The organism is Allobosea vaviloviae, assembly GCF_001298265.1.
In the GTDB taxonomy this organism is placed as follows: Bacteria; Pseudomonadota; Alphaproteobacteria; order Rhizobiales; family Beijerinckiaceae; genus Allobosea; species Allobosea vaviloviae_B.
Window position 1 is genome coordinate 1 of sequence record NZ_LGSZ01000008.1, and the last position, 22,358, is coordinate 22,358.

General features: G+C 65.3%; 24 protein-coding genes. 15 read left to right on the forward strand and 9 right to left on the reverse strand.

Features of this window, described 5'->3' with window-relative positions:
* Positions 1–75 precede the first annotated feature (75 nt).
* The 9 genes from AE618_RS00300 (at position 76) to AE618_RS00330 (ending at position 4,780) form a co-directional block, all read left to right on the forward strand.
* Positions 76–378: a hypothetical protein gene (locus tag AE618_RS00300; RefSeq protein WP_054207069.1), complete on the forward strand. Its 303-nt coding sequence runs from the start codon at positions 76–78 to the stop codon at positions 376–378.
* Positions 375–710 carry a type II toxin-antitoxin system PemK/MazF family toxin gene (locus AE618_RS00305; protein WP_054207070.1) on the forward strand — a complete coding sequence of 112 codons (336 nt, stop codon included), beginning with the start codon at positions 375–377 and terminating at the stop codon, positions 708–710. Before AE618_RS00300 ends, AE618_RS00305 begins: the two co-directional genes overlap by 4 nt.
* Positions 711–974: 264 nt before the next feature.
* A complete protein-coding gene (locus AE618_RS00310) occupies positions 975–1,649 on the forward strand; it encodes a ParA family protein (RefSeq protein WP_054207071.1) in 675 nt (224 codons plus the stop codon).
* Entirely contained in the window at positions 1,649–1,987 is a 339-nt protein-coding gene (locus AE618_RS27710) for a hypothetical protein (protein ID WP_156330026.1), read from the forward strand. The genes AE618_RS00310 and AE618_RS27710 overlap by 1 nt, the downstream gene beginning before the upstream one ends.
* Before the next feature lie 102 nt (positions 1,988–2,089).
* Positions 2,090–2,278: a hypothetical protein gene (locus AE618_RS27715; protein ID WP_067989406.1), complete on the forward strand. Its 189-nt coding sequence runs from the start codon at positions 2,090–2,092 to the stop codon at positions 2,276–2,278.
* Positions 2,279–2,526: 248 nt separating this feature from the next.
* Positions 2,527–3,339 (forward strand): hypothetical protein, encoded by an 813-nt coding sequence (locus tag AE618_RS00315; protein ID WP_054207072.1) that lies wholly within the window; start codon positions 2,527–2,529, stop codon positions 3,337–3,339.
* Between the two features lie 279 nt (positions 3,340–3,618).
* On the forward strand, positions 3,619–3,873 hold the full coding sequence (locus AE618_RS00320) for a type II toxin-antitoxin system Phd/YefM family antitoxin (RefSeq protein ID WP_054207073.1): 255 nt from the start codon (positions 3,619–3,621) through the stop codon (positions 3,871–3,873).
* Positions 3,870–4,298, forward strand: a complete 429-nt coding sequence (locus AE618_RS00325; RefSeq protein WP_054207096.1) for a type II toxin-antitoxin system VapC family toxin — start codon at positions 3,870–3,872, stop codon at positions 4,296–4,298. Before AE618_RS00320 ends, AE618_RS00325 begins: the two co-directional genes overlap by 4 nt.
* 50 nt (positions 4,299–4,348) lie before the next feature.
* Complete coding sequence (locus AE618_RS00330) at positions 4,349–4,780, forward strand: MucR family transcriptional regulator (protein WP_054207074.1); 432 nt, start codon at positions 4,349–4,351, stop codon at positions 4,778–4,780.
* A gap of 216 nt (positions 4,781–4,996) precedes the next feature.
* Here AE618_RS00330 and AE618_RS00335 read toward each other — a convergent pair whose 3' ends face one another.
* Genes AE618_RS00335 through AE618_RS00345 form a run of 3 tightly spaced genes read right to left on the reverse strand, consistent with a single transcriptional unit; the run spans position 4,997 to position 7,357 of the window.
* Positions 4,997–5,359, reverse strand: a complete 363-nt coding sequence (locus tag AE618_RS00335; RefSeq protein WP_054207075.1) for an XRE family transcriptional regulator — start codon at positions 5,357–5,359, stop codon at positions 4,997–4,999.
* Positions 5,352–7,028, reverse strand: a complete 1,677-nt coding sequence (locus AE618_RS00340) for a type IV secretory system conjugative DNA transfer family protein (RefSeq protein ID WP_054207076.1) — start codon at positions 7,026–7,028, stop codon at positions 5,352–5,354. Before AE618_RS00340 ends, AE618_RS00335 begins: the two co-directional genes overlap by 8 nt.
* Positions 7,028–7,357, reverse strand: a complete 330-nt coding sequence (locus tag AE618_RS00345; protein WP_054207077.1) for a hypothetical protein — start codon at positions 7,355–7,357, stop codon at positions 7,028–7,030. Before AE618_RS00345 ends, AE618_RS00340 begins: the two co-directional genes overlap by 1 nt.
* Before the next feature lie 264 nt (positions 7,358–7,621).
* On the opposite strand from AE618_RS00345, the gene traA reads away from it, so the two are divergent.
* The 6 genes from traA (at position 7,622) to AE618_RS00375 (ending at position 15,348) form a co-directional block, all read left to right on the forward strand.
* Positions 7,622–10,789 carry a Ti-type conjugative transfer relaxase TraA gene (gene traA / locus AE618_RS00350; protein WP_054207078.1) on the forward strand — a complete coding sequence of 1,056 codons (3,168 nt, stop codon included), beginning with the start codon at positions 7,622–7,624 and terminating at the stop codon, positions 10,787–10,789.
* 8 nt (positions 10,790–10,797) lie between these two features.
* Positions 10,798–11,274: a DUF6118 family protein gene (locus AE618_RS27115; protein WP_156330027.1), complete on the forward strand. Its 477-nt coding sequence runs from the start codon at positions 10,798–10,800 to the stop codon at positions 11,272–11,274.
* Positions 11,275–11,457: 183 nt separating this feature from the next.
* Complete coding sequence (locus AE618_RS00360) at positions 11,458–12,198, forward strand: TIGR04282 family arsenosugar biosynthesis glycosyltransferase (protein ID WP_054207079.1); 741 nt, start codon at positions 11,458–11,460, stop codon at positions 12,196–12,198.
* Positions 12,195–13,535, forward strand: a complete 1,341-nt coding sequence (locus AE618_RS00365) for a glycosyltransferase 87 family protein (protein WP_082364881.1) — start codon at positions 12,195–12,197, stop codon at positions 13,533–13,535. The genes AE618_RS00360 and AE618_RS00365 overlap by 4 nt, the downstream gene beginning before the upstream one ends.
* Positions 13,532–14,602 (forward strand): radical SAM/SPASM domain-containing protein, encoded by a 1,071-nt coding sequence (locus AE618_RS00370; RefSeq protein WP_054207081.1) that lies wholly within the window; start codon positions 13,532–13,534, stop codon positions 14,600–14,602. The genes AE618_RS00365 and AE618_RS00370 overlap by 4 nt, the downstream gene beginning before the upstream one ends.
* Positions 14,590–15,348, forward strand: a complete 759-nt coding sequence (locus AE618_RS00375) for a glycosyltransferase family 2 protein (RefSeq protein WP_248310696.1) — start codon at positions 14,590–14,592, stop codon at positions 15,346–15,348. The genes AE618_RS00370 and AE618_RS00375 overlap by 13 nt, the downstream gene beginning before the upstream one ends.
* Here the strand turns inward: AE618_RS00375 and AE618_RS00380 are convergent.
* From AE618_RS00380 to AE618_RS00405, 6 genes are all read right to left on the reverse strand, one after another.
* Positions 15,302–15,955: a hypothetical protein gene (locus tag AE618_RS00380; protein WP_054207082.1), complete on the reverse strand. Its 654-nt coding sequence runs from the start codon at positions 15,953–15,955 to the stop codon at positions 15,302–15,304. The two genes, AE618_RS00375 and AE618_RS00380, sit on opposite strands and share 47 nt — an antisense overlap.
* Positions 15,933–18,284 (reverse strand): selenide, water dikinase SelD, encoded by a 2,352-nt coding sequence (gene selD, locus AE618_RS00385; protein ID WP_082364882.1) that lies wholly within the window; start codon positions 18,282–18,284, stop codon positions 15,933–15,935. The genes AE618_RS00380 and selD overlap by 23 nt, the downstream gene beginning before the upstream one ends.
* Positions 18,272–19,831 (reverse strand): PhnE/PtxC family ABC transporter permease, encoded by a 1,560-nt coding sequence (locus AE618_RS00390; RefSeq protein WP_054207083.1) that lies wholly within the window; start codon positions 19,829–19,831, stop codon positions 18,272–18,274. The genes selD and AE618_RS00390 overlap by 13 nt, the downstream gene beginning before the upstream one ends.
* A gap of 5 nt (positions 19,832–19,836) precedes the next feature.
* Positions 19,837–20,496 (reverse strand): ATP-binding cassette domain-containing protein, encoded by a 660-nt coding sequence (locus tag AE618_RS00395; RefSeq protein ID WP_054207084.1) that lies wholly within the window; start codon positions 20,494–20,496, stop codon positions 19,837–19,839.
* 10 nt (positions 20,497–20,506) lie between these two features.
* Positions 20,507–21,376 (reverse strand): putative selenate ABC transporter substrate-binding protein, encoded by an 870-nt coding sequence (locus tag AE618_RS00400; RefSeq protein ID WP_054207085.1) that lies wholly within the window; start codon positions 21,374–21,376, stop codon positions 20,507–20,509.
* A gap of 85 nt (positions 21,377–21,461) precedes the next feature.
* Complete coding sequence (locus AE618_RS00405; protein WP_082364883.1) at positions 21,462–22,337, reverse strand: class I SAM-dependent methyltransferase; 876 nt, start codon at positions 22,335–22,337, stop codon at positions 21,462–21,464.
* Positions 22,338–22,358 lie beyond the last annotated feature (21 nt).

Consider the following 22,358-nt stretch of genomic DNA (forward strand, 5'->3'; position numbering starts at 1 on the left):
GGCTTGACCGCAAGGTTGCGCAATCGAGAACTTGCACATACATTATAGGTGCAAAACGCAGCACAGGAAATCGTCATGCCGCGCATCAGTCAGCAGCTCAAGGCCGACAGCTTCAACTTCCGGATTGACCCGGCGTTGAAGGTGGCCTTCACCCACGCGACGGAATCCGAGGACAAGCCGGCCTCCCAGGTCCTTCGCGAATTCATGCGCGCCTATGTCGAGCGCAGCAACCGCAAGGCGTTCGAGGTCGAGGCGCGGCGACAGTCCCGCGCCGCGGCGGATCGTGCTCGCGATCCGCAGAGCGACGAGGCGCAGTCGCTGCAAGACATGGAAGCCCTGCTCGATGCGGATGATTTCGCCGATGAGTGGAAGGCATGAAACGGGGCGATTTGGTGACGATCGCCGTCAGCGGCGACTACGGCAAGCCCCGCCCAGCGCTGGTGGTTCAGGATGACGCGTTTGCGGAATTGAGCGCCGTGACGGTTCTTCGTCTGACCGGCGAATTGAACGACTGGCCGTTGTTTCGCATCATGATCGAGCCGACGCCGCAGAACGGCTTGCTCAAGCCCTCGCAGGTGATGATCGACAGAGGCATTGCGCTGCCACGGACCAAGGTTGGCCCAGTGTTCGGCCAGCTCAGCACCGAGAACATGATGGCCGTCAGCCAGGCGCTCTATCGTTTCTTCGGATTGCATGGGATCAAGCCATGACCGTCGATGGTTTCGATCCTCCAGCGCTGTCGCAGTTTCCAAGGACGCCGCCACGGCGATCGCGCGCGGCTTGAAGGCCGAGCCGTCGCACAGTCCGAGCGATCCGGACGGCAAGAACTGGCTCTCCTGTTCACAGTGAGATGCGTACGGTAGCTGGGCTAGCTATGGTAGTTGTGGTAGGGTAGCTACCCCAGCTACTCTATGGTAGCTTTACTTTGTATTAGTAGCTTTGTGATTTTTGTGGCCCATTCGTTGGAGGAACTCATGCCCGTGATCGTTGTCGCAAACCCGAAGGGCGGCGCAGGGAAAAGCACAATGTCCCTCGTCCTCGGAACCACGTTGGCCTCGCAAGGAGCGACAGTCGCAATGATCGACTGTGACCCTAATCGCCCAATCGTCGATTGGAGCGCTGGGCCCTCAAAATCGACGGCACATGTAATCGGAGATGTCACAGAAAGCTCGGTGATATCGGTGATTCAGGAGCAATCGAAAATTCGTCAGTTTGTAATCGTTGACTTAGAAGGGACTGCCAGTCGACTTGTATCGAGAGCTATAGCAAGAGCATCTCTAGTTTTAATTCCCCTCCAGGGAAGCGCAGTCGATGCGAGGCAGGCAGGCAGGGCAGTTGGTCTCATTCGAGAGGAAGAAGAGCTCATCGAACGAAAAATACCGTTCCGCCTCGTTTTCACACGAACAAGCGCAGCAATTGCAACAAAGATCGATCGGAAGATTATCAATTCACTTGGGGAAGCGGGAATACCGTCTCTAAAAACGCACCTTCATGAGCGATCTGCCTATAAAGCAATGTTTGTCGATAAGGTCACGCTCGACGAGCTCGATCCGGCCAATGTTAACGGGCTAGAAGCTGCAAAGGAAAATGCGCTGAAGCTCGCCTTCGAGCTCATTTCCATCGTCACCAGTGCTAAGGAAGCCGCGTGATGAGCAAAGATCCTTTCGGCTTTTCGGCAGCCAACCGGGTTGCAGCCAAAATTGCAGAGGTGAAGCCAGATGCAGGCTTCCCGCCGACTGCAGCGCTTTCTGAAATTGATCGCGTTGGAGACGCGCACGGTTTCCACAGCCGCGAATCTGGACATGAGAAAATCATCAGACGTCGACGCGAGGTGGGGCCGAGCGCGCAGCTCAATGTGAAATGCCCAGTGCCGGTCTATAACCGTTTCGTACGGTTCTGCGACTTGGAGCGGCTTTCGTATTGGGAGGGCATTGAGCGGCTACTGGATCGCGCCGACGACGAGGCTTCGCGTCGTCCGTCAACCTGACGCTTTTGACAGGTTGCCAGAATCACGCGACTCACGCACCCTTCACTAGTGGGGTGAGGTGATTTGGTGTCGGCTGCATTTCGTAAGGCATCCACTGTCAGCATGGCTGTTGTCAGAAAACGACAGCGTGAGGCCGGATTCTACGAGACAACGGTTTTCGTTCACGAACGCGTCCGCGACGCGATCGACAAAGCGATTTCCGATGGCCGGTTCAAATCGCGTCGCGCCGCGATGGAATACGCGATCGAGTGCGCGTTTCTATCTCAGGACAGCAATCCAATGCCGCGCTGATCCCTGAAAAGCGAAACGGCCCGGTGCTGAAACACCTGGCCGTTTGTGACGACTGTGGGAGCCGCCGGTAGGACGGTTTCGAATCTCCCACAGCCGAATCGTTCTGTCAACGCAAACCATTTGGTTTGCGAACGGATTTCTATGCTCTTCGCGCAGGTGAGGGGGATGGGATCCGATCGCTGACTTGTGCCTGCACGGGATGAGCTTGGAGGGAGGTTCGACGCGGCCCAGCCTTGAAGGACCGGGCCATGTTCGCAGTCGAGATGTCGAGGGTGATCGGAGAGGTGCGCACGCTGTCGCGCCTGGACGAGATCGCGCGTGATCTGTGGAGCGCTTTTGGCGCGGATGCGCTGACGGAGGAACAGGCACAGGCGCTCAGCGAGGCGATCGAGGCGCGCAAGCGCGAGGTGAGGGGGCAGGACCGCGTCGCGGTGCGTGCGCCTACTGTCGCGCTCGAGCGGGCGCTGGAGGGGCGCAATAGCATCTTCCCGCCCAAGCGTCGGCCGAAGTCGCCCGACCGTCAGCGCTCGATCGCGCGCCGGCGTCGGCTGGCAGCCTCGGGTCCGCTGCCGCCGCAGATCGCAGCGAAGTTCACGACTGGCCAGCTCGCGGTGATGCGGATCATCGCCGACGAGGTCGAGAGCCGGCGCGGGACGTGTGCGCTCACGATCGGGGAGATCGCGGCGCGCGCCGGCGTCTGCATCGCGCTGGCGCGCAACGCCATCCGGATCGCCGAGCGGCTGTTTTTGATCAGCACGCAGTTTCGGAAGAGGGCAGGGCGTCCGCATCTGCCCTCCGTGATCCGGATCATCTCGCAGGCTTGGAACGCCTGGCTCATCATCGGCGGCAAGGTCCGTCGCCACGCGATCAACGCCGAGCGGGAAGAGGGCACGTTGCCATTTCTCGCGCAGTCGATGGGCAGCAAATCCTCGCGAAAGATAGGGTCTAGAAAATTAGGCCCCACGGGCACCGATCTATACAGATCGGCTTCTTCTATAAGCGGACGACCGCAAACGGAGACGGCGCAAAAACCCTACGGGCGGCCTACGGCCGTCGCCTAATGGCGATCTGCGCCGCCTCGCGGCCGACTTCAGGCTCAGTTCTGCTCCACCTGAGCAAACGGCACCGTCGCAATTGGCTTTTCGAGAAAGCCAGGTCATTTCGGTCGAGCTTTTTCGAGTTCTTGGGGTGAAGGCATGCATCCTGCGCATGCGTTCGTTCGATATATCGATCATGATCGCTGCGTCCCGCCGTTCAATAGCGGTCGATTTGCGAAGCCATATTGCTGCGTCGTCAGCTTTGTTCTAATGTATAAACATTGAATTTGGGGAGTGTGCGCCATGTCGATCACGACTGTTTCGAGCCGTTCGTTCCAGCAGAACGCGAGCGAGGCGCAGAAGGCGGCGCGGACGGGTCCGGTCGTCATCACCAATCGGGGCCGTCCGACCCAGGTGTTGCTGAGCTACGAGGCCTATCAGCGGCTGGCAGGCGCGCGGCGCAACATAGTCGAGGCGTTGGCTATGCCTGGCCTGTCGGATATCGATCTGGAGATCCCGGCGATGCGGACCTTGCCGCGACCGGCCGATTTCTCCTGATGTTTCTGCTTGATACCAACGTCATTTCGGAATTGCGCAAAGCAGGAGACGGGAAGGCCGATCGCCAAGTCGTGGCCTGGTTGTCGGCGGTTGATGCCGCGACCTTCTATGTGTCGGCCGTCACCCTGATGGAACTGGAACTTGGGATTCTGCTGATCGAGCGTTGCGACGTTGCGCAGGGCGCGCGGCTGCGCACCTGGATGGACAACCATGTCTTGCCGGAGTTTTTGGATCGGACCGTGCTGATCGACCGGGCCGTGGCACTCGCTTGCGCGCGCCTTCACGCGCCCGATCCACGGCCCGAGCGCGACGCCTTCATAGGCGCCTGCGCGATCGTTCATGGCATGACGCTCGTGACGCGCAACGTGGTGGATTTCGCCCCGATGGGATTGGATACCATCAATCCGTGGAATCATAATCGCTGAGCCCGCGCCAGTGGTTGGAAGACAGCCGCGCTTTACCGTAGGGAATCCCCATGTCCGACCAGAACGATGAGCTGATCGCCCTAACCGCGTCGATCGTGTCGGCCTATGTGTCGCGTAATAATGTGCAGACCGGCGATCTGCCTGGCGTGATCGCGAGCACCCATGCGGCACTCGCCGGGCTCAGAGGGCCACCGGCGCCTGTCGCAGCCGAGCCGCTGGTCCCGGCGGTGCCGATCCGCAAATCAGTGACGCCCGATGCGATCATCTGCCTGGAGGACGGCAGGGCATTCAAGACGCTCAAGCGCCATCTGAGCACGAGCTACGACATGACGCCGGATCAGTACCGGATGAAATGGAATCTGCCGGCCGACTATCCCATGGTCGCGCCGAACTACGCGGAATCGCGGTCCGCTCTGGCGAAATCCATCGGCCTCGGCCGGAAGGCCGGCGTCGTTGTCCGGCGGGCCAAGGCGAAGATCTGAGATCAGCTCACCGTCGTCGTAGCCGATGAAGCCCTTCACGGACCAAGCAAAGGCCTACCTAGCTTGGGCGTCGCGAGTTTTGTCGTTGTTGTTCAGAGAGATATCAGTTTTCGCGGCTTTTGCCGCGCCGGCCCGGAGGCGAACGCGCTTTGCCATAGCGCCGTAGGGAGCCGGAGGGCCGCATGCAGGTGTTCCCGGCGCTGGCGCCGGGTCCGATCACTTCCTGGGCGTCATCGCCGCCGCAATCCTGGTGTCGGCGAACTTCCTCTCCGCCAGCGCACCCCGCAGCTCATCATAATCGATCCCGACGCGCTTCGTCGCGTGCCGAAGGTCCGCGTCCGTCAAGCCGACCAGCTCAAACAGAGACTGATCGAGCCGCGCGGCGACCCTTTCGATCGTCCGCAGCGTCGGGTTCCCCTGTCCGCGCAGAAGGTCGAAGTAAGTCCCCCGGCCGAGGCCGAGTTTTGCGATGAAGCTCTCGACATCGGGGCTTTGCGCCTCGAGCTGCTGCAGGCGGATGGCGAGGATCTGCGCCAGGATAGAGTGCTCGCCCTCGCGGGGCTTTCGCGTGTCAGGCATGGTCGAACAGGCCTTCGAACTCGCCATCGACGAAGTAGCGCAGCTTGCCGGCGATGATGGGTCGCTGGTTTGCGATGAACAGCAACTGGGCTGTGGGGTGCATGTTGCGGACCTCGTCGGGCGTCATGAGCGGGCGGGCGACGTGCTGCTCGCCATAGGAGATGCCGGATTTCTCGGAATCGAGCGCGCGGCTCATGGTCTGGAAGACGACGGTCTCCTGGCCGGTCAGGTCGGAAACGAGTCGGGCGCTGTCGTGATCATTGACGCCAAAGACCTGGAGGACGCCGGCGTTCGACAGGAAGGTGCCGGCCCGGCGACCGTAGGTGGCGCGGAGCTGATGGACGTCCTGGAGGATGGGCCAGAGCTGGACGCCATAGCCCGCCATGAGCCCCATGGCGCGCTCGACGGGCGCGAGGTTGCCAAGCGCGGCGAACTCGTCGAGCAAGTACAGAACCGGCTCAGTCGGCGCGGCTTGTGACCCCGCCGGGGCAGGGGAGGGCGCGCGCGCCATGTCTGACAGGCTGCGGGTGACCATGAGGCGCAGCCAGCGCGAATAGGTTGCGAGCCGATCGGGCGGCAGAACCAGAAACACGGTCGCTGTTCGCCGCTTCAGATCGGCGAAGGAAAAGTTGCTCCTCTCCAGCACCGCCGTCATGCGCGGCGAGTCGAGGAAGTGGGTATGGCGCTGCGCGGCGGAGAGCACGCCGGCGGCCTCGCGATCGGATTTGCCGAGATGGCGGTTTGCCGCGCGCGCGACCAGGCCGCCGGCCGCGGTCGAGGCCTGCATGCGCTTCAGCAGGGCGGTGAACGATTCCGGCGCGAGCGTGAGGCATTCGCGGAGCGTCGCAAGGTTGCGCCGCTCGCGCGGTTCATCAGCAGCGATCGACAAGATGACGCCGCCGATCAGCGCTTTGGCTTCCTCATTCCAATGCGCCTCGCCGGCTTCGCCTGGCGCGTCGAACACGAGCGCATCGGCGAGCGTGGCTGCTTCCTCGGCGACATCGATGTCGTCGGGATCGAGATGCTGCAGCGGATTGAAGGCGGCGGAGGAAATGCCGGTGACGCCGAAGGGATCCAGGACGTGGACCTTGCCGAAGCGGTCCCGGGCTCGCGCTGTGACCCTTGCATTCTCCCCCTTGGGGTCGATGCAGATGACGGAGCGATCGGCGGTGAGGAGGTTGGGGATGATCGTGCCGACGCCCTTGCCGGTGCGGGTCGGCGCCATGGTCAGGAGATGGGCCGGGCCGTCATAGCGCATCAGCTTCCCGGTCACGGGATCGCGCCCGATCAGCAGCCCCGATCTGCCGCGCGTCAGCGACGACACCTCGTTATCGTTGGCGAAGCGGGCCGAGCCATGGGTGGCGTCGTCATCGACCGTCCCGAAATGCTCGACCATGGGCTTCATCACGAAGCGCGCCAGCGTCATCAGCCCGAGCAGGCAGGCGAGCAGATTGCCGGCGAGATGGAGCCAGGTCCGGGCCATGCCGATCGCGTCCATGGCGAGATGCACAGTGAAGAGCAGGACGAGCGTGGCGATGCCCGCGATCGCCCCAACCTTGGCGACGTAGTGGATCGCGGCGAGCGGTCCAAAGACGGCGCAGCCGAGGGCCCACAAGGGATCGCGCCAGGCGGCGCGCATCATGTTCACGAACGCGACTTTGGCCACCATCAGGCACGCTCACCCATAGCGACCGGATCGGCGGCACCTTGAGACGCAACGGCTGCCTTCTCGGTCACCGACAGCTCGATCAGATCGGGGAAGAGCGTCCGGTCACCGTCGCGGGTGAGGAAGGCCGGCAGCTCACGCTTGAGCCATGCGCGAAGCCGATCGACGAACTCGGCGTCCTTGCTGGTCTCGAGCCGCTGCAGCACCAGCGCACCGAGCAGCACTTTTCGGCGTGTGTCGTTGGCGCGCTCCTGCCGGCCGAGCCGTGCCTGCAGGGTTTTGCGCTGGGCGTCGAGCTGGGCCAGCCGCTCCTCGATCGATCGTCTCGCCATCGGCGTGTCTCCATCAGAGTGAGCGCCCGATTCTAACGGCGACAATGCGGCGAGCCAACCCGGCAGCGAACATTGGAACGGTTCGAGGCAGGACCGAACGACCCGACATGCCGATCTCGTCGCAGATTGTCCTAGCACAAAGCGTGCCGCAGGCTGACCGCGAGAAGCGTCTGGAGCGTAGCGGATGATGCTTTAAGTGCGCACTTACGAGTTGTTGCACAACTCAGCGCCTGATATCGTGTTCGTAGAACTGGAATCCGCGCATTGGCGATCTACCATCTCAGCATGAAGCCGATCAGCCGTGGCTCTGGCCGCAGCGCTGTCGCGGCTGCGGCGTATCGCGCCGGAGAACGGCTGACCAACGAGCGCGATGGCGTCACGCATGATTTTACCCGGCGCGGCGGGGTGGAGCATTCCGAGATCGTGTTGCCGGGCGGATCGGATGCTGAATGGGCGAAAGATCGGGCGACATTGTGGAATGCCGCCGAGGCGGCCGAGGGGCGGAAAGATGCTCGCGTTGCGCGGGAGTTCGAGATCGCCTTGCCGCATGAGCTGAACGCGGAAGAGCGGCTGGAGGCGACTAGAACCTTCGCGCAGGGTCTGGCCGATCGCTATGGGACGGCGGTCGACGTCGCGATCCATTCGCCGCATGGCGAGACCGATGTGCGCAACCATCACGCCCATTTGCTGATGACGGTCCGGGCTGTCGGATCGGAAGGGTTTTTGGACAAGACCTCGATCGAGCGGGAGAACAAGTGGCTTCTGTCACAGGGGCTGCCGACGTCGTCGATGCAGATGCGCGAGATCCGCCAGTCCTGGGAGCAGGTCGCCAATGAGCGGCTTGCCGCCGCGGGTCTGGATGTCCGGATCGATCATCGCTCGCATCAGGAGCGCGGACTGGAGATCGAGCCGACCGAGCATATGGGGGTGTTTGCCACCCAGACGGAGCGGAGAGGGGTCGAGGTGTCGCGGACCCGGCTCGACGGGGATGCGGCGCGGCGCAATGCCGATCTGATCGCGGAGAAGCCGGAGCAGGTTCTGACGCTGATCACGGGCGAGAGGAGCGTGTTCGATCGGCATGATATGGCAAGGGCGCTGCATCGCTCGATCGACCGGCCGGAGGCGTTCCAGGCGGCGTTCGCCAAGGTGATGGCGTCAGACGCCCTGGTCGAGCTTCAGGCAGAGCGGGTCGATCAGAATGGCGAGATCACGCTGGCGCGCTACTCGACCAAGGAGATGGTGGCGCTCGAGCGCGGCATGGCGGATGGGGCTATGCGGATGAGCGAGGCGCGTTCGCATGGGGTCGATGGCGCTCATGTCGAGGCGGCTCTGGCTGTGCAGGACGGTGCGATCCGGCGTGGGGTTGCGGCCGATACGGCGGGCCAAGTGGCCCGGGGGGCTTTGTCGGAATCCGATCGGGATGTTGCGATTGATTCTGCGGGTCTGAGCGGCGAGCAGCGCCGGGCTGTCGAGCATGTCACCGGCGGCGAGCAGATCGCGGTCGTCGTCGGATTGGCAGGCGCCGGCAAGAGCACCATGCTGGCGGCGGCGCGGGATGCCTGGGAGCGTCAGGGCTATGCGGTCCATGGCGCGGCGTTGTCGGGCAAGGCGGCCGAGGGGTTGGAGGAGGCGTCGGGCATCGGGTCGCGGACGCTGGCGTCGTGGGAGCATGGCTGGAAGGCCGGGCGCGGCGAGCTGGGTCCCAAGGACGTCATGGTGATCGATGAGGCCGGCATGGTCGGGTCGCGCCAGCTCGCGCGCTTCGTCGCCGAGGCCGAGCGCACGGGCGCGAAACTCGTCATGGTCGGGGATCAGGAGCAGTTGCAGGCGATCGGGGCCGGCGCGCCGTTCCGTGCGATCGCGGAGCGGGTCGGGTTTGCCGAGCTGCAGGACATCCGCCGCCAGCGCGAGGATTGGCAGCGCGAGGCGTCCGGCGATTTTGCCCGGCACAGGACGGGCGAGGGGCTTTCGGCTTATGCCGAGCGTGGCGGGGTTCGGTTCAGCGAGACGCGCGACGCGGCGCGGGCGGCGATCGTCGCCGACTACATGGCAGACGCTGCCGAGCGGCCCGAGGGTTCGCGCGTCGCGATGGCGCATCGGCGGGTCGATGTGCGGGCGCTCAATGCCGATATCCGCGCAGCACGGCAGGAGGCCGGCGAGCTCGCGCGCGGGGAGGGGGAGCAGGGTCGGCTTGGCCGCGAGCACGTGTTCGAGACCAATCACGGTAAGCGGTCCTTCGCGCCCGGCGATCGCATCGTGTTCCTGGAGAACAATCGCGAGCTCGGCGTGAAGAACGGGATGCTCGGGACCGTGTCGTCCGTCGAGCCCGACCGCATCACGGCCCGGCTCGACGGACCCGCGCGCACCTTGGGAGGACCGCGCACGGTGTTGCTCTCGACGAACTCTTATGCCGCGTTCGATCACGGCTACGCAACCACGATCCATAAAACCCAAGGCGCGACCGTGGATCGATCCTTCGTCATGGCGTCGGGGACGATGGACCGTCATCTCACCTATGTGTCGATGACGCGTCATCGCGATCAGGCGACGCTCTATGCCAGCCGGGACGAGTTCAAGAGCGGGATGGAAGCCCTGGCAGCACGGCTTGGCCGCGACGGGTCGAAGGAAACCACGCTCGATTATGCGCAGGGGTTTGCCGAGCGGCGGGGGATCGCCGAGCGGTTTGGGGTGAAGAGCGAGATCGAGGTCGAGCGCGACGGTGACGGGCAAGCGCATCAACGGGATGGTGGCGAAAAACAGCGCGGAGATCTTGCGCGGGATTCTGGGGCCGAGGGCCGAGCTGCCGATCGGCGTGGTGGTGATCGCGGTCAGGCGCAGGGGCTTGGCGCCGACCGGGAGGGTGCTGATCGCGCTGACACTGGCGCGGAGACGCCGGCGGCCAAACGCAGCATGTTTGCGGGGCTTAAACTCGGAGGAGGGCGCGTAGAGCCTCAGGGGCACGATGGCGGGGCGTCCGAGCGGAAGGGCAGCGAGAGCAGCCCGGCTGTGCCTGCGTCAGGCTCTGCCGCGGCCCGCGTGCAGCTTCTGGCGGCGGTCGAGGGGTATGCGAAAGCCTATCAGGACGCCGCTCGCATGCGTGCCGCCGATCTGCCGGTGCTCGAGCACCAGAAGCTGGCGCTGCGGACGGCCGGGGTGGCCATGGACAAGGCCCGGCCGGGATCGACGCAGGAGATGGCCGCCGTGCTCAAGCATGAGAGCCTGAGCCAGCGCGCCATGGCGGAGCTGAGCGGGCCAGCGCGAGCTGCGCAGCTCGTCGCGGGGATGGATCGCGAGCGGCAGCGGCAGGTTGAGCGTGACGCGGCGGAGCGCGGCGTGGAGCCTAGTGCAGGCAAGCCGGGGCGAATTGATGCAGCGCGCGAGCCCGATGCCGAGAAACACGTTCGCGAGCGCGACAAGGGCATGGAGCGGTGAGCGTGACGATGAGCGATCAGGACGAGCCGGGGGAGGATGATGCGGCGCAGGCCTTTGTGGCGCTTCAGGCGGAGGTTGCGAGCTTGCGTCAGGCCGTCGAGTCTTTGCCGGCGATCGTCGAGAGCGCGACGCGGGTGACCGACTACACGCCGACGCTCGGCGCCGTCGTGAAGGTGCTGACCCAGGTCGAGGCGCGCATCGTCGCGATCCAGGACCATCCGGCCTTGAAGATGACGCCGCAGCAGCATGGTCGGGCGATCGGGCGCGCTGGGGCCGAAGTATTCGGCGATGCCGCGCGCGCAATGCGGGACGAGGCAGATGCAATGAAACGTGAGCGGATGCATCTCGCGGGGATCGTTGGCGAGGTGCTGGGTCGTCACGCGCGGCGGAGGCGGGAGGTGTGGATCGGTATCGGAGGGGTAGTCGTAGGAATGGTTGTGTTTCTCTTTGCGACACTTCTTTGGTCAACCACACGACAATTTTAGATAGGAGCCGATGTTAACCGCCACGGGTTGGGCCAAACCCGCGGTTCCCGCAGCCTCGAGATAGGAGCGCCGTACCTTGACAGCTTGGATCACGCAGGCGTGCCTTGACCCGATCGATCAAGCCGAGGTGATCTGGCTTGCGGACAAGAGCTTGTTCAAACACCGGAAAGATATCGGACACGCATGCGACCCACGATCGCCATCGGTATCATCTGCAAGACGCCGCGCTCTGGTCACAGCAAGACCCGCCTGATTCCGCGGCTCGGCGCCGACGATGCCGCGGCCCTCGCATCCTGCTTCCTGCGCGACATCTCGAGCGCCATCGAGGCGATCCCGGTCGCGGTCGGCCGTCGCGGCTATGCGGTGTTCGCGCCAGAAGGTTCGGAGGCCGAACTGGCGCGGCACATTCCCGCTGATTTCGGGATGATCTGCCGGCGCGACGCGACGCTCGGTGTGGTGCTGCTGGGTGCGACTGAGCATCTTCTGTCACTCGGGCATGATGGCGTGGTTCTCGTCAACGCCGACAGCCCGACGCTGCCGTCGTCTCTGCTGGAGGCCGCCATCGCCGCCCTGCGTATCGCGGGAGATCGCGTGGTGCTCGGCCCGGCGATCGATGGCGGCTACTACCTGATCGGCCTCAAGACACCACATGCGGCGCTGTTTTCCGACATTCCCTGGAGCACGGCCGGCGTCCTGCACGCGACGCGGCAACGGGCGGACGAGATCGGATTGCCGGTCCATGAACTGGCGCCCTGGTATGATGTCGACGACGCCGACAGCTACGGAATGCTGCTTGGCGAACTCGCCGGCAAACGTCCGCCCTTTGCGGAGGCTGGGTCGCAGGGCGGTCCGGCGGAGGCGACGCGCGCCTTCTTCGCCGAGCGGGAGCAGGTCGTCGATCACCGCGATCCGCGCTGCGCATGAGGCGGATGACGCCGGGCGGCGCGATCTCTGGGACGACGGAACTTGCGCTGCTCGGGGCCGGCGTGCTGGCGTTGACCCTTTCGGGGCAATTCGTCCATCAGGAGATCGGCAGCGCAGCTTTCTTTCCGCTGGTCATCCTGTGCGCCGTGGGCGCGGCACGCGCGGCGTTCCTGTGCGGGAGTGATGGTCGTCGCGACGCCCTCGTCATCGTGCTGGTGGTCGCCGCTCTGCTCCGCCTGACGATGCTCGGCGCGGATAATTACTTCTCGTCAGACGTATTCCGCTATGTCTGGGACGGTCGGGTCCAGGCGAACGGGATCAACCCCTACCGCTTCGTGCCGGCCGCGCCCGATCTCGCTTTTCTGCGCGACGAGGCGATCTATCCGCATATCAACCGCGCCGATTACGCGGTGACGCTTTATCCTCCCGGCGCACAGCTCATCTTCTTCCTGATCACCCGCCTGGGCGATAGCCTGATCGTGATGAAGGCCGGCCTCGTCGCCTTCGACGGCGTCACCATCGTCGCGCTGATGGCGATTCTGAAGCGGCTCGGCCGCCCGCCGGCCGCAGCCGTCGCCTACGCCTGGCATCCGCTGCCGGTCTGGGAGATCGCCGCCAACGGCCATATCGATGCGGCGATGGTGGCCTTCATCGTGCTGGGTCTCTGGGCGGCGCTCGCCGCACGTCCGCTCCTGGCCGGCGTGCTCGTCGCCTTCGCGGCGATGGTCAAGCCGATCGCGCTCGTCGTCCTGCCGGCGCTGTGGCGGCCCTGGGACTGGCGGCTGCCGGCCGTGGTCATGGCGACCGCCATCGTGACGACCTTGCCCTATCTTGGCGTCGGCTTCGGGATATTCGGGTTCTGGCCTGGCTATGTGACCGAGGAGGGGCTGGCCTCGGGGGAGCGCTACTGGCTGCTCGGCGTTCTGCAGAATCTGACGGGACCAATTCCCGGCGGGACCGCTATCTATCTCGTCATCGCGCTCGCCGCGCTGGGCGGAATGGCGCTGGCGGCTTCGTTCCGGCGCGACCGCAGCCCTGAACGCGCGCTCGCCGGCGCAGCCTGGCTGATCTTCACCTTTCTGCTGCTGCTGTCGCCGAATTTTCCGTGGTATTTCCTAGCGCTCGCGCCGTTCCTGGCGCTGACGCGGCAGCCGGCCTTCTGGGCCATGACCACGCTCGCCTTCCTGCTCTACGACGTCATCCCTGACGATCGCGTGATGACGCTGGCGATGCGCCAGAACCTGCTCTACGGCACGACGTTGTTGTGCTTAGTCTCTTCGCTCTGGATTGCGTCTCGCTGGCGCAAGCGAGCTTTTGACGGAGACGCGCCGAAATGAGCCTCGACACCCTGCCGCCCCGCGTGAGCATCGACCCTGATCGCTATCACGAGGCCGCGCCGGCGCAGCTCTCTGCGCGGGCGGAGCGTCCGCCGGTCTGCCTTTATCTGGAGACGACGAACCGCTGCAATCTGCTCTGCACGACCTGTCCGCGCACCTATGAGACGCTCGAACCCGCCGCCGACATGAGCTGGGAGCTGTTCACCGCGATCGTCGATCAGATCCCCGACATCGCGCGCGTCGTGCTGCACGGCATCGGCGAGCCGATGCTGGTCAAGGATCTGCCGCGCATGATCCGCTATCTCAAGGATCGCGGCGCCTATGTGCTGTTCAACACCAACGGCACCCTGCTGAACGCGAAAAAGGGCCGCGAACTGGTCGATACCGGCCTCGACGAACTGCGCGTCTCGCTCGACGCCGCCGATGCCAAAACATTCATCGAGGTCCGGGGCAAGGATTACTTCAACCGGATCGTCAGGAACGTGCGCGCCTTCACCGAAATGCAGCAACGCGAACAACTCGCCCTGCCGAAGGTTTCGCTCTGGCTCACCGGGCTGAAAGAGACGCTCGACCAGTTGCCTGCCTTCGTCGGCGTCGCCTCCGATATCGGCGTGAAGGAGGTGCACCTGCAACGGCTGGTCTTTTTCGAGGAGGACGCGATCGGGCTGGCGCGGCCCGACCAGGCCCTGTTCGAGTCGATGACGGCGCATGAATCGCGAGTTCTGGCGGAGGCGACCGCGCTTGCCGCATCGCTCGGCATGACCTTCAGCGCGTCGGGCGCCACGGAGCCGGAAGGCAGCCTGAAGCGCGCCGACGACAAGACGCCGTGGTCGCTCTGCCACCGCCCCTGGACGGTGATGTATTTCACCGCCAATGGCCGCGCGATCCCATGTTGCATCGCGCCGTTCTCGCAGCGGGGCTACGAGAACTACACGCTCGGCGACGCCACGCAGCAGACCCTGCGCGAGATCTGGAACGGGCCGGCCTATCAGGATTTCCGCGAGACGCTGCAGTCTGGGGCGCCGCCGAAATGCTGCAGCAGTTGCGGGCTGAGGTGGAGCCTCTGAAGGGTCCGGCCTCGCTCGCCGCCGTCACCGCGATCATCCCCTGCCTCGACGAGGCCGAGGCGATCGGCGAGGTCGTGCGCGGCGTTCTCGCCCAGGGCGTCGGCCGCGTCGTCGTCGTCGATGGCGGCTCGCGCGATGCCACGGCCGAAGCCGCCCACGCCGCGGGCGCCGACGTCATCGTCGAGCCGCGTCGCGGATATGGCCGTGCCATGATGACCGGCCTTGCAGCGCTCGGGCCCGACTGCGCCGTCGTCCTGTTCTTCGATGGCGATGGCAGCGACGATCCCGGCAGGATCGCCGCTGTCGCAGGCCCGGTGCTGGCGAATGAGGTTGATTTCGTACTCGGCTCGCGTCTGCGGGGCGCGCGCGAACAGGGCAGTCTCAACGTCTCGCAGATCGTCGCCGGCCGACTCGCCGGGATGCTGATCCGGCTGCGCTACGGCGTCCGCTTCACCGACATGTCGCCCTTTCGCGCGATCTCGCGGACCGCTCTGGACGGGCTCGGCATGTGCGAGGAGAGCTTTGGCTGGAACCTCGAAATGCAGATGCGCGTCGCAGCCTCCGGCTTGCGCATCGTCGAGCTTCCGGTCGGCCAGCGCCGCCGCCGTGGCGGCGCTTCGAAAGTCTCCGGCGACCTGATCGTCTCGGCCAGGGTCGCCTGGGTTCTGCTTCGCACTTTCATCCGGATCGCTGGCGCGGTTAGGCGAACCGCCGGTAGAGCCGGGCCAGCGCCCCGTCGCCCTTGAGCGGTCCCGTCGAGGACTTCGCGATCATGCCGTCGAGGCCGAGGCTGTGGCCGGCGTGGTGCAGGATGAAGAAGCCCTGCACGAAGATCAGGAAGATGTAGAGCCACGGCCATTCCATCGGGTGCATGTAAAGCCCGAGCCAGAGCTGCACCACGAACAGCATGCCGACCGCCGCCAGTGGCCGGACCATGAAGCCGAGCATGAAGGCGACCGCCATTGAAAGCTCGGTCAGGTAGACCAGCGGGTTGAGCAGCCAGAGCATCGGCAGGAAGATGTTGGTCGCGATCCATTTATGGATCTCGAAGCCGGCATTGGTGGTGATTTCCGTGGTCCAGTAGCGAAACCCGCCCGAGATCGGCAAAGGCAGCTTCCAGAGCGAGCCCTGGAACCACATGCAGCCGATCATGAGGCGCATGAACCACGTCGCCAGATGCGTCGATGTGCGCTGCGCCGGGTCGTCGCGCCAGGCCTTCCAGGCGATCAGGCAGGACGCGATGAAGAGAGCCCAGAACAGCGCCACGATCAGATAGCCGACGCCGCTGCCGGCATGATCGGGCGTATCGCCGATCAGGAACAGCCAGGTGTCATAGAGCGGGTTCGTGCGCATGCTGCGCTCCTGTGGCGGTGTTGGCGAGGGAGGTTTCAAGCGTCGACGACGCCGGCATGGTCTCGTCCAGAACGATAGTCAGTGGTTCGAGCGCTCCTGAGCGTTCGCGTACCGCTCCGATGATCGTGGCCCGGCCGTAGCCCGCTTCATGCAGCGCACCGATCGCCGCGTCGGCCTTGCCCGCCGGCACGGAGGCGAGCAGGCCGCCGGCGGTCTGGGGGTCGAACAGCGCAGCGTAGAGCGGATGCTTCGAGGCGGAGTCGAGATTGGCGATGGCGCGGCGCAGGCGGACATTCTGCGGCTGCAGCGAGGAGAAGATGCCCAGCGCCATCGTCTCGACGACGCCGTCGAGCAGTGGCACGCGCGGCAGGACCAGTTCGGCGTCGGCCTCGCTCGCCTTCAGCATCTCGACGAGGTGGCCGAGCAGTCCAAAGCCGGTGACGTCGGTCGCCGCATGGGCGCCGTGCTCGCGCAGGATGGCGGCCCCGATGCGGTTGGACTGCGTCATGTGGGCGATCGCGCCCATCACCCAGCGCGCCTTAGCCTTGCCGCGCATGTCGGCGGCAAGCAGCGTGCCGGTGCCGATCGCCTTGGTGATGATCAGCATATCGCCCGGCTCCAGCCCGCCCTTGCGCAGCAGGGCAGGTCGAGCCAGCAGGCCGTTGACCGAAAGGCCGAAAGCCAGTTCCGCGCCCTCGCTGGTGTGGCCGCCGACAAGGGCGCAATTCGCGTCGCGCAGAACCTCGTTGGCTCCGGCCATCAGCATCGACAGGTCGGCCTCGACCTTGGCCTCGAGCCCATAGGGGATCGTGGCGATGGCGAGCGCCGATTGCGGTTCGGCGCCCATCGCGAAAATGTCGCCGAGCGCGTGGTTGGCGGCGATCTTGCCGAACAGATAGGGGTCATCGACGATTGCGCGGAAGTAATCGACGCTGTGCACGGCGAGGTTTTGCCCGCCGACATCGACCACGGCTGCGTCGTCAGGCGCGTCGAGGCCGATCAGCACATCATCGCGCCGTACGGGTTCGAGCCGGCCGAGCGCCCGCGACAGCACGGTCGCGCCGACTTTCGCGCCGCAGCCGCCGCAACGCATCGCGATCGCCGAGATCTCCCGGATCGCCGCCTTGTCGGCGAGAATCGAAGCTGGCGCTGACTCGGCGCTGGGCATCTCCGGCGGCTGGTTGAACTTTCGCATGAAGCGCCGGTCGATCCAGTCCTTCCAGCGCCAGACCCAGGCCCCCTCGAAGACCAGCCCGTTGCGCTCGCCAAAGGCGTAGCGCTCGCCAGTCGAAACCAGATACATCGCCTGCTTCTGCGGGCGGAATGGCTTCAGGGCCTCGCCGGTCAGGGCGCGACGGATGTTCTTCGCCAGAGGCGGCCCGGCGCGGACCGCGTAGACGCCCGATTTCGGCAGGTTGCGCTCGCGGAAGGCGATGGTGTCACCCGCCGCGAAGATGTCGTCGCGTCCCTTCACCCGCAGCGTCTCGTCGACGACGAGAAAGCCGCGCTCGTCGATCGGCAGTCCTGTCGTCGCCAGCCAGGGCGCCGGCCGCGCCTGCGTCGTCCAGAGGATCTCGTCGGCATCGACAGACTCGCGCCCCGCCAGAACGAGACGGCCGGCCTCGACGCTCGCGACCCGCGCGCCGGCGAGCACAGTGACGCCGCGCGCGGCCAGTATGCGCCGAAAACCGTCGCGGAAGCGCTCGGAGAAGATCGGCAGGATGTCGTCGCCGTCGGACGCCAATGTGAAGCTCAATCCCGAGGGATCGAAGCCGGCTGCGGCCACTTCGCGGCGCAGGCGGCGTTCGACCGAGAGCAGCAACTCGACGCCGCCGGCCCCGCCGCCGACAAGCGCGATCCGGGTTCTGCCCTTGCGGTCGAGCACACGCTGCCTGAGCGCGTCGAACTGCTGCAAAAATCCGTCGATTGGCTTGACCGGGATCGCATGCTCGGCCGCGCCTGGGATATCGGCGGTGTTGGGCGTCGAGCCGATGTTCAGCGAGAGGATGTCGTAGGGGACCGGCGGGCGGTTGGCGCAGATGACCTTGCGGTTATCCAGATCGAGCCCGGTCACGTCGTCTTGGAACAGCCTCGCGCCGGCAAAGCGCGACAGCGGGCCGGTGTCGATATGGGCATCGTCGAAGCCGTAGAGCCCGGCGACGAGGCCCGGCAGCATGCCCGAATAGGGCGTGTGGACCTCGCGTGTCAGGAGCGTCAGCCGCACACCCGGGATCGGGTCCATGCCGAACATGCGCAGCACCGCGACATGGGCGTGGCCGGCCCCGACCAGCACTACGTCCTTGAGCACGGGATGGTTCAGCGTATGCATGCGAGCCTCGCCTGATCAGAGCCACTTCCGACCGGGGCCTCGGACAGCCGCGTCGGCATCGCCTCGACGCGCAACCGCTTGCGTAACACCCGCGAGAGCTTGTCGACCGCCATCGAGAGCACTGCAGTGGCCAGGATCAACACCAGCGCCACGTCGAGCCTGATCTCGGAGATGGCGCCGTCGATGTAGTACCCCAGCGTCGCCACGCCCAGTATGCCGAAGATCGCGCTCTCGCGGATGATGATCTCCCAGCGATAGAGCATATAGGCGAGGAACTGGCCGTAGAGCCGCGGCACCGTCTCGTAGCAATACAGGTTCAGGCCCTTCGGCGCATCGGGCCGATAGATGAGTTCGTCGGCGTGGCGGCCCATCAGATAGGCGATGATACCGCCATTATGCAGCGACAAAGCGATGATCGCCGGCAGCATCGAGGGCCCGAGCAGTTGCAGCAGCACATAGACCAGCATGTATTCCGGCGTCGAGCGCACGATGACCAGCGCGACGCGGCCAAGCGGCCGCCCGACAGGGCCGGCAAAGCGCCGGCAGATCAGCGGGAACAGGCCAAGCGCCAGCAGCCCGGTGGCGACCAGCGCGATCTGCGAGAGCACAAGCGTCTGGACGATGCCGGGCACGATCTGCCGGGTCAGGATCGGACTGAACCATGATGTCAGGTTCGACCAGGTCGCAAGCGCGAGCAGATCGGCTCCGCGCAACGGTGCGGGCACGATCTGGCTGGCGAAGCGCAGGAAATTGCCGAGGATCGAGCCACCTGAATAGGCCTCCGGCAGGACGAGCAGGCTGACGACGATCAGCAGGGGCAGCGTCGCGGGGCGCGCCCAGAGCCGGCGCGTGCCGATCAGCAGGTAGAAGGCGAAGAGCAAGGCGGCAGCCTGGGGATAATGGCCCTGCTTGAAGAAGGAATCGAGGTGGAAGCCGATCGTCGGCAAGCCGATAAAGCCGAGCACCAGCGTCGATCGCATGCCGCATTCGAGCCGGTAGAGCGTGTAGGTCCAGAATTGCGGCGCAAGCTCGGGGATGCGGACATAGGCGAAGGTCGAGACGATCGACGCGCCTTGCGGCAGCACGCGCTCGGCGGCGAGATCCGCCTCCTCGATCATTTCGGAAAAGACTTTCGCAAAGATGCCGGCATAGGGGATCGCGATGGCGAGGATGCCGGTCAGCGGCGAGATGCCGGCGAACTGGATGATCAGCAGCGCCCAGAAGAGTTCGTGGACCGAGCGCAGGAAAGCGCTGAGAACCCGGATGGCGCGCACCCGCGAAAAGCCCAACGCCAGCAGGAAACCGCCGGTCGCCCCCAGGCTGACGCCGAGCACCGCGAAAGCCACGGTCCAGACCACGCTGCGCAGTTCGATCGAGACCAGATCGGGCCGGATCAGCCCGTCGAGCAGCCGGCGCATCTCGGCCCAGGGGTCGAGCGCGCTCACCGCGATGTCGGCGACGAGGATGCCCAGCAGCGCCGCCAGCAGGAAGGCGCCGCTGGCGGAGACGTAGCCGAATTTCGGCAAGACCGTGGCGCGAGCGAGCATTGGTCTCAGCCGCCGTAGTAGGGAATGAGATCGGCCCCACTCAGCTCGCGCGAGGGCGCGTCGAGGACGATGCGGCCGGCGTCGATCACCACGATGCGGTCGGTGTGGGCGAGCGCGAGGGGAATGTCGTGCAGAGCCAGGATCGCGGTGTCGTGCCCGGCGCAGATTTGTTGCAGGATATGGGCCGCCTGTACGCGGTCGAGCGCCGAAACCGGCTCGTCGCCGATGACGACCGGCCGGCCGTTGAACAGCGCGCGCGCCACTGAGGCGCGCTGCTGCTGGCCGCCCGAGAGCGAGCCTGCGGGCGCAAACAGCTTGTCGGCGAGATCGACCTGCGCCAGCGCCTGGCCGACCGCGCCGACGTCGCAGGCCGCAGGACGGACCAAATTGCGCAGGTTGCGCCAGGTCGAATGGCGATCGAGCCGGCCCATATAGACATTGTGGAAGACCGACAGGGTCTTCACCAGCGCGGCCGCCTGCGGGATCAACGCGGTCCGGTCGGCTAGGCGCTCATGGAGCAGGTTCAACAGGGTCGATTTGCCGGCGCCCGAGCGGCCCATGACGGCGATTCGCTCGCCCGCCGCGATGGTCAGGTCGATGTCGTGGAGAACAGGGCGCCCGCCATAGCCGGCGGACTCCCCGTTGAGCGTGATCAAGGCCGACACATCGCGGCCATCAGTTCAGGAGGTTGGCCGCCTTGGCGACCTCCTCGATCGGCGTATAGTCGGAATTCTTGGCCGGGATGAACTTGCTGCGGGCGAACTGGGTGAGGATCGCCGGATCGTCGATCGCCAGCAGGGCGGCGACGAGCTTGGCCTTGAAGCCCGCGCCGTGAACAGCATCGACGTCGCCGCGAACCGTCCACTGATAGTCGGGGAAGGTCGGCGTCTCCCAGAGCACCTGGACTTTCGTCTCGTCGATCTTACCGGCTTTCTTCTCGGTATCCCAGACCGTGTAGTCGAGCACGCCGACCTCATAGGCGCCCGACTGCACGACTTGGATGGTACGGCTGTGGTCGCCCGAGAAGCCGACGCGGGAAAACACCTCCTCGGGCATGCGGCCGGAGAACGCCTCGCGAATGAAATGCTCCGGCATCAACCGGCCCGAGGTCGAGGCGCGTGCGCCAAACGAGAAGGTCTTGCCGGCGATGCCCTTGGGAAACTCCTTCGACGCTTTCAGCCCGGTTGAGACATTGGCGATGATATAGGATTTGAAGGCGACGTCCTCGGCGCCCTGCGCGATCGCGTCGGAACCCGGCACCTGCTTGCGGGCCTGGACGCCGGTGAAGCCGCCGAACCAGGCAAGCTGAACCTGATTATTGCTGAACGCGGTCACGGCCGCGGGATAGCTCTTCACCGGCAGATATTTTACCGGCACGCCGAGCTTGCCCTGCAGATAGTCGGCGACCTTGGTAAAGCGCTGGACCAGCCTTGTCTCGTCCTGATCGGGGATCGCGGTGAAGACGAAGGGCGGCTTGTCCTGGGCGGCGGCCGCGCCGGCAAATCCAACCACAAGACCCGTCACGATGCCGAGAAAACGTCTCATGGTGCGATGCCCCCGTCACATGGCCAAGCGAGAAATCCTAGCGCCCGATGCTGCGACGATGCACGCAAAGAGCGACAACTCGTCATCACCCTTTCGTGACGCGTTCGTCATCGCCGCCGGCCGATTCAGCCGGTTTGCGGGCGATGCCGAGATGCGCGACAGCCGTCAGAACCACCGCGCCGGTGCCCCGGTCACGCTCGAGCGTCTCGACGAAGAGGCGCATGACGGAGTCGCGATCGCTGCCCAGCCCGTCCGTCATCGCCGCCATCCCGGGCGCGAAAGCGATGTTGTCCGCGATCCAGCGCGCCGAGGGCAAGGTCCAGCTCTCCTCGATCGCGACAATCTCCTCGACCGCCAGGCCGGACGCGGTCAGCAGGGCGCGAAAATCCTCTGGCTCCTTGAAGCGCAACTGCGCCGGCAACGAAGCAGGCGGCGGCAACGGGCCGTGCACCTGCGCGATCGCGTCGAGCAGACGAACCGCGAGTTCGTAGCGCTCGGGCCTCGTCCAGGTAAGGACCGCCGCCCTGCCGCCGGGCTTCAGCACCCGCGCCATCTCGCGCATTCCGGCTGCGGCGTCGGGAAACAGGATCACGCCGAATGTGGAGATCGCCGCGTCGAAGCTGTCGGCTGGAACCTCGAGCGCCATCCCGTTCATGATCGCCGCGAGGACGCGGCCCCGGGCGCGCAGCATGGCGGAGGCCCGCGCTACGATCCTTGCGGCCATGCCGGGAGACGCGTCGGTCGCCAGGACGTCGGCGCCACGCGCCGCGGCCAGCAAGGCGACGCCGCCGGTGCCTGCTCCGATGTCAATCAGGCGATCACCGACGCGAAGATCCAGGCGATCGAGCGCATGACGGGCAAAGGCGAGGCTCAGCGGCTCGAACACCGCCTCATACACGCCAACGTGATTGTCCCATCGGGCAGGCTGCTGGTCTGGTTGGAAGTCGGTTGCGAGCGTCATGAGGATTGCATTGCCCGGCGA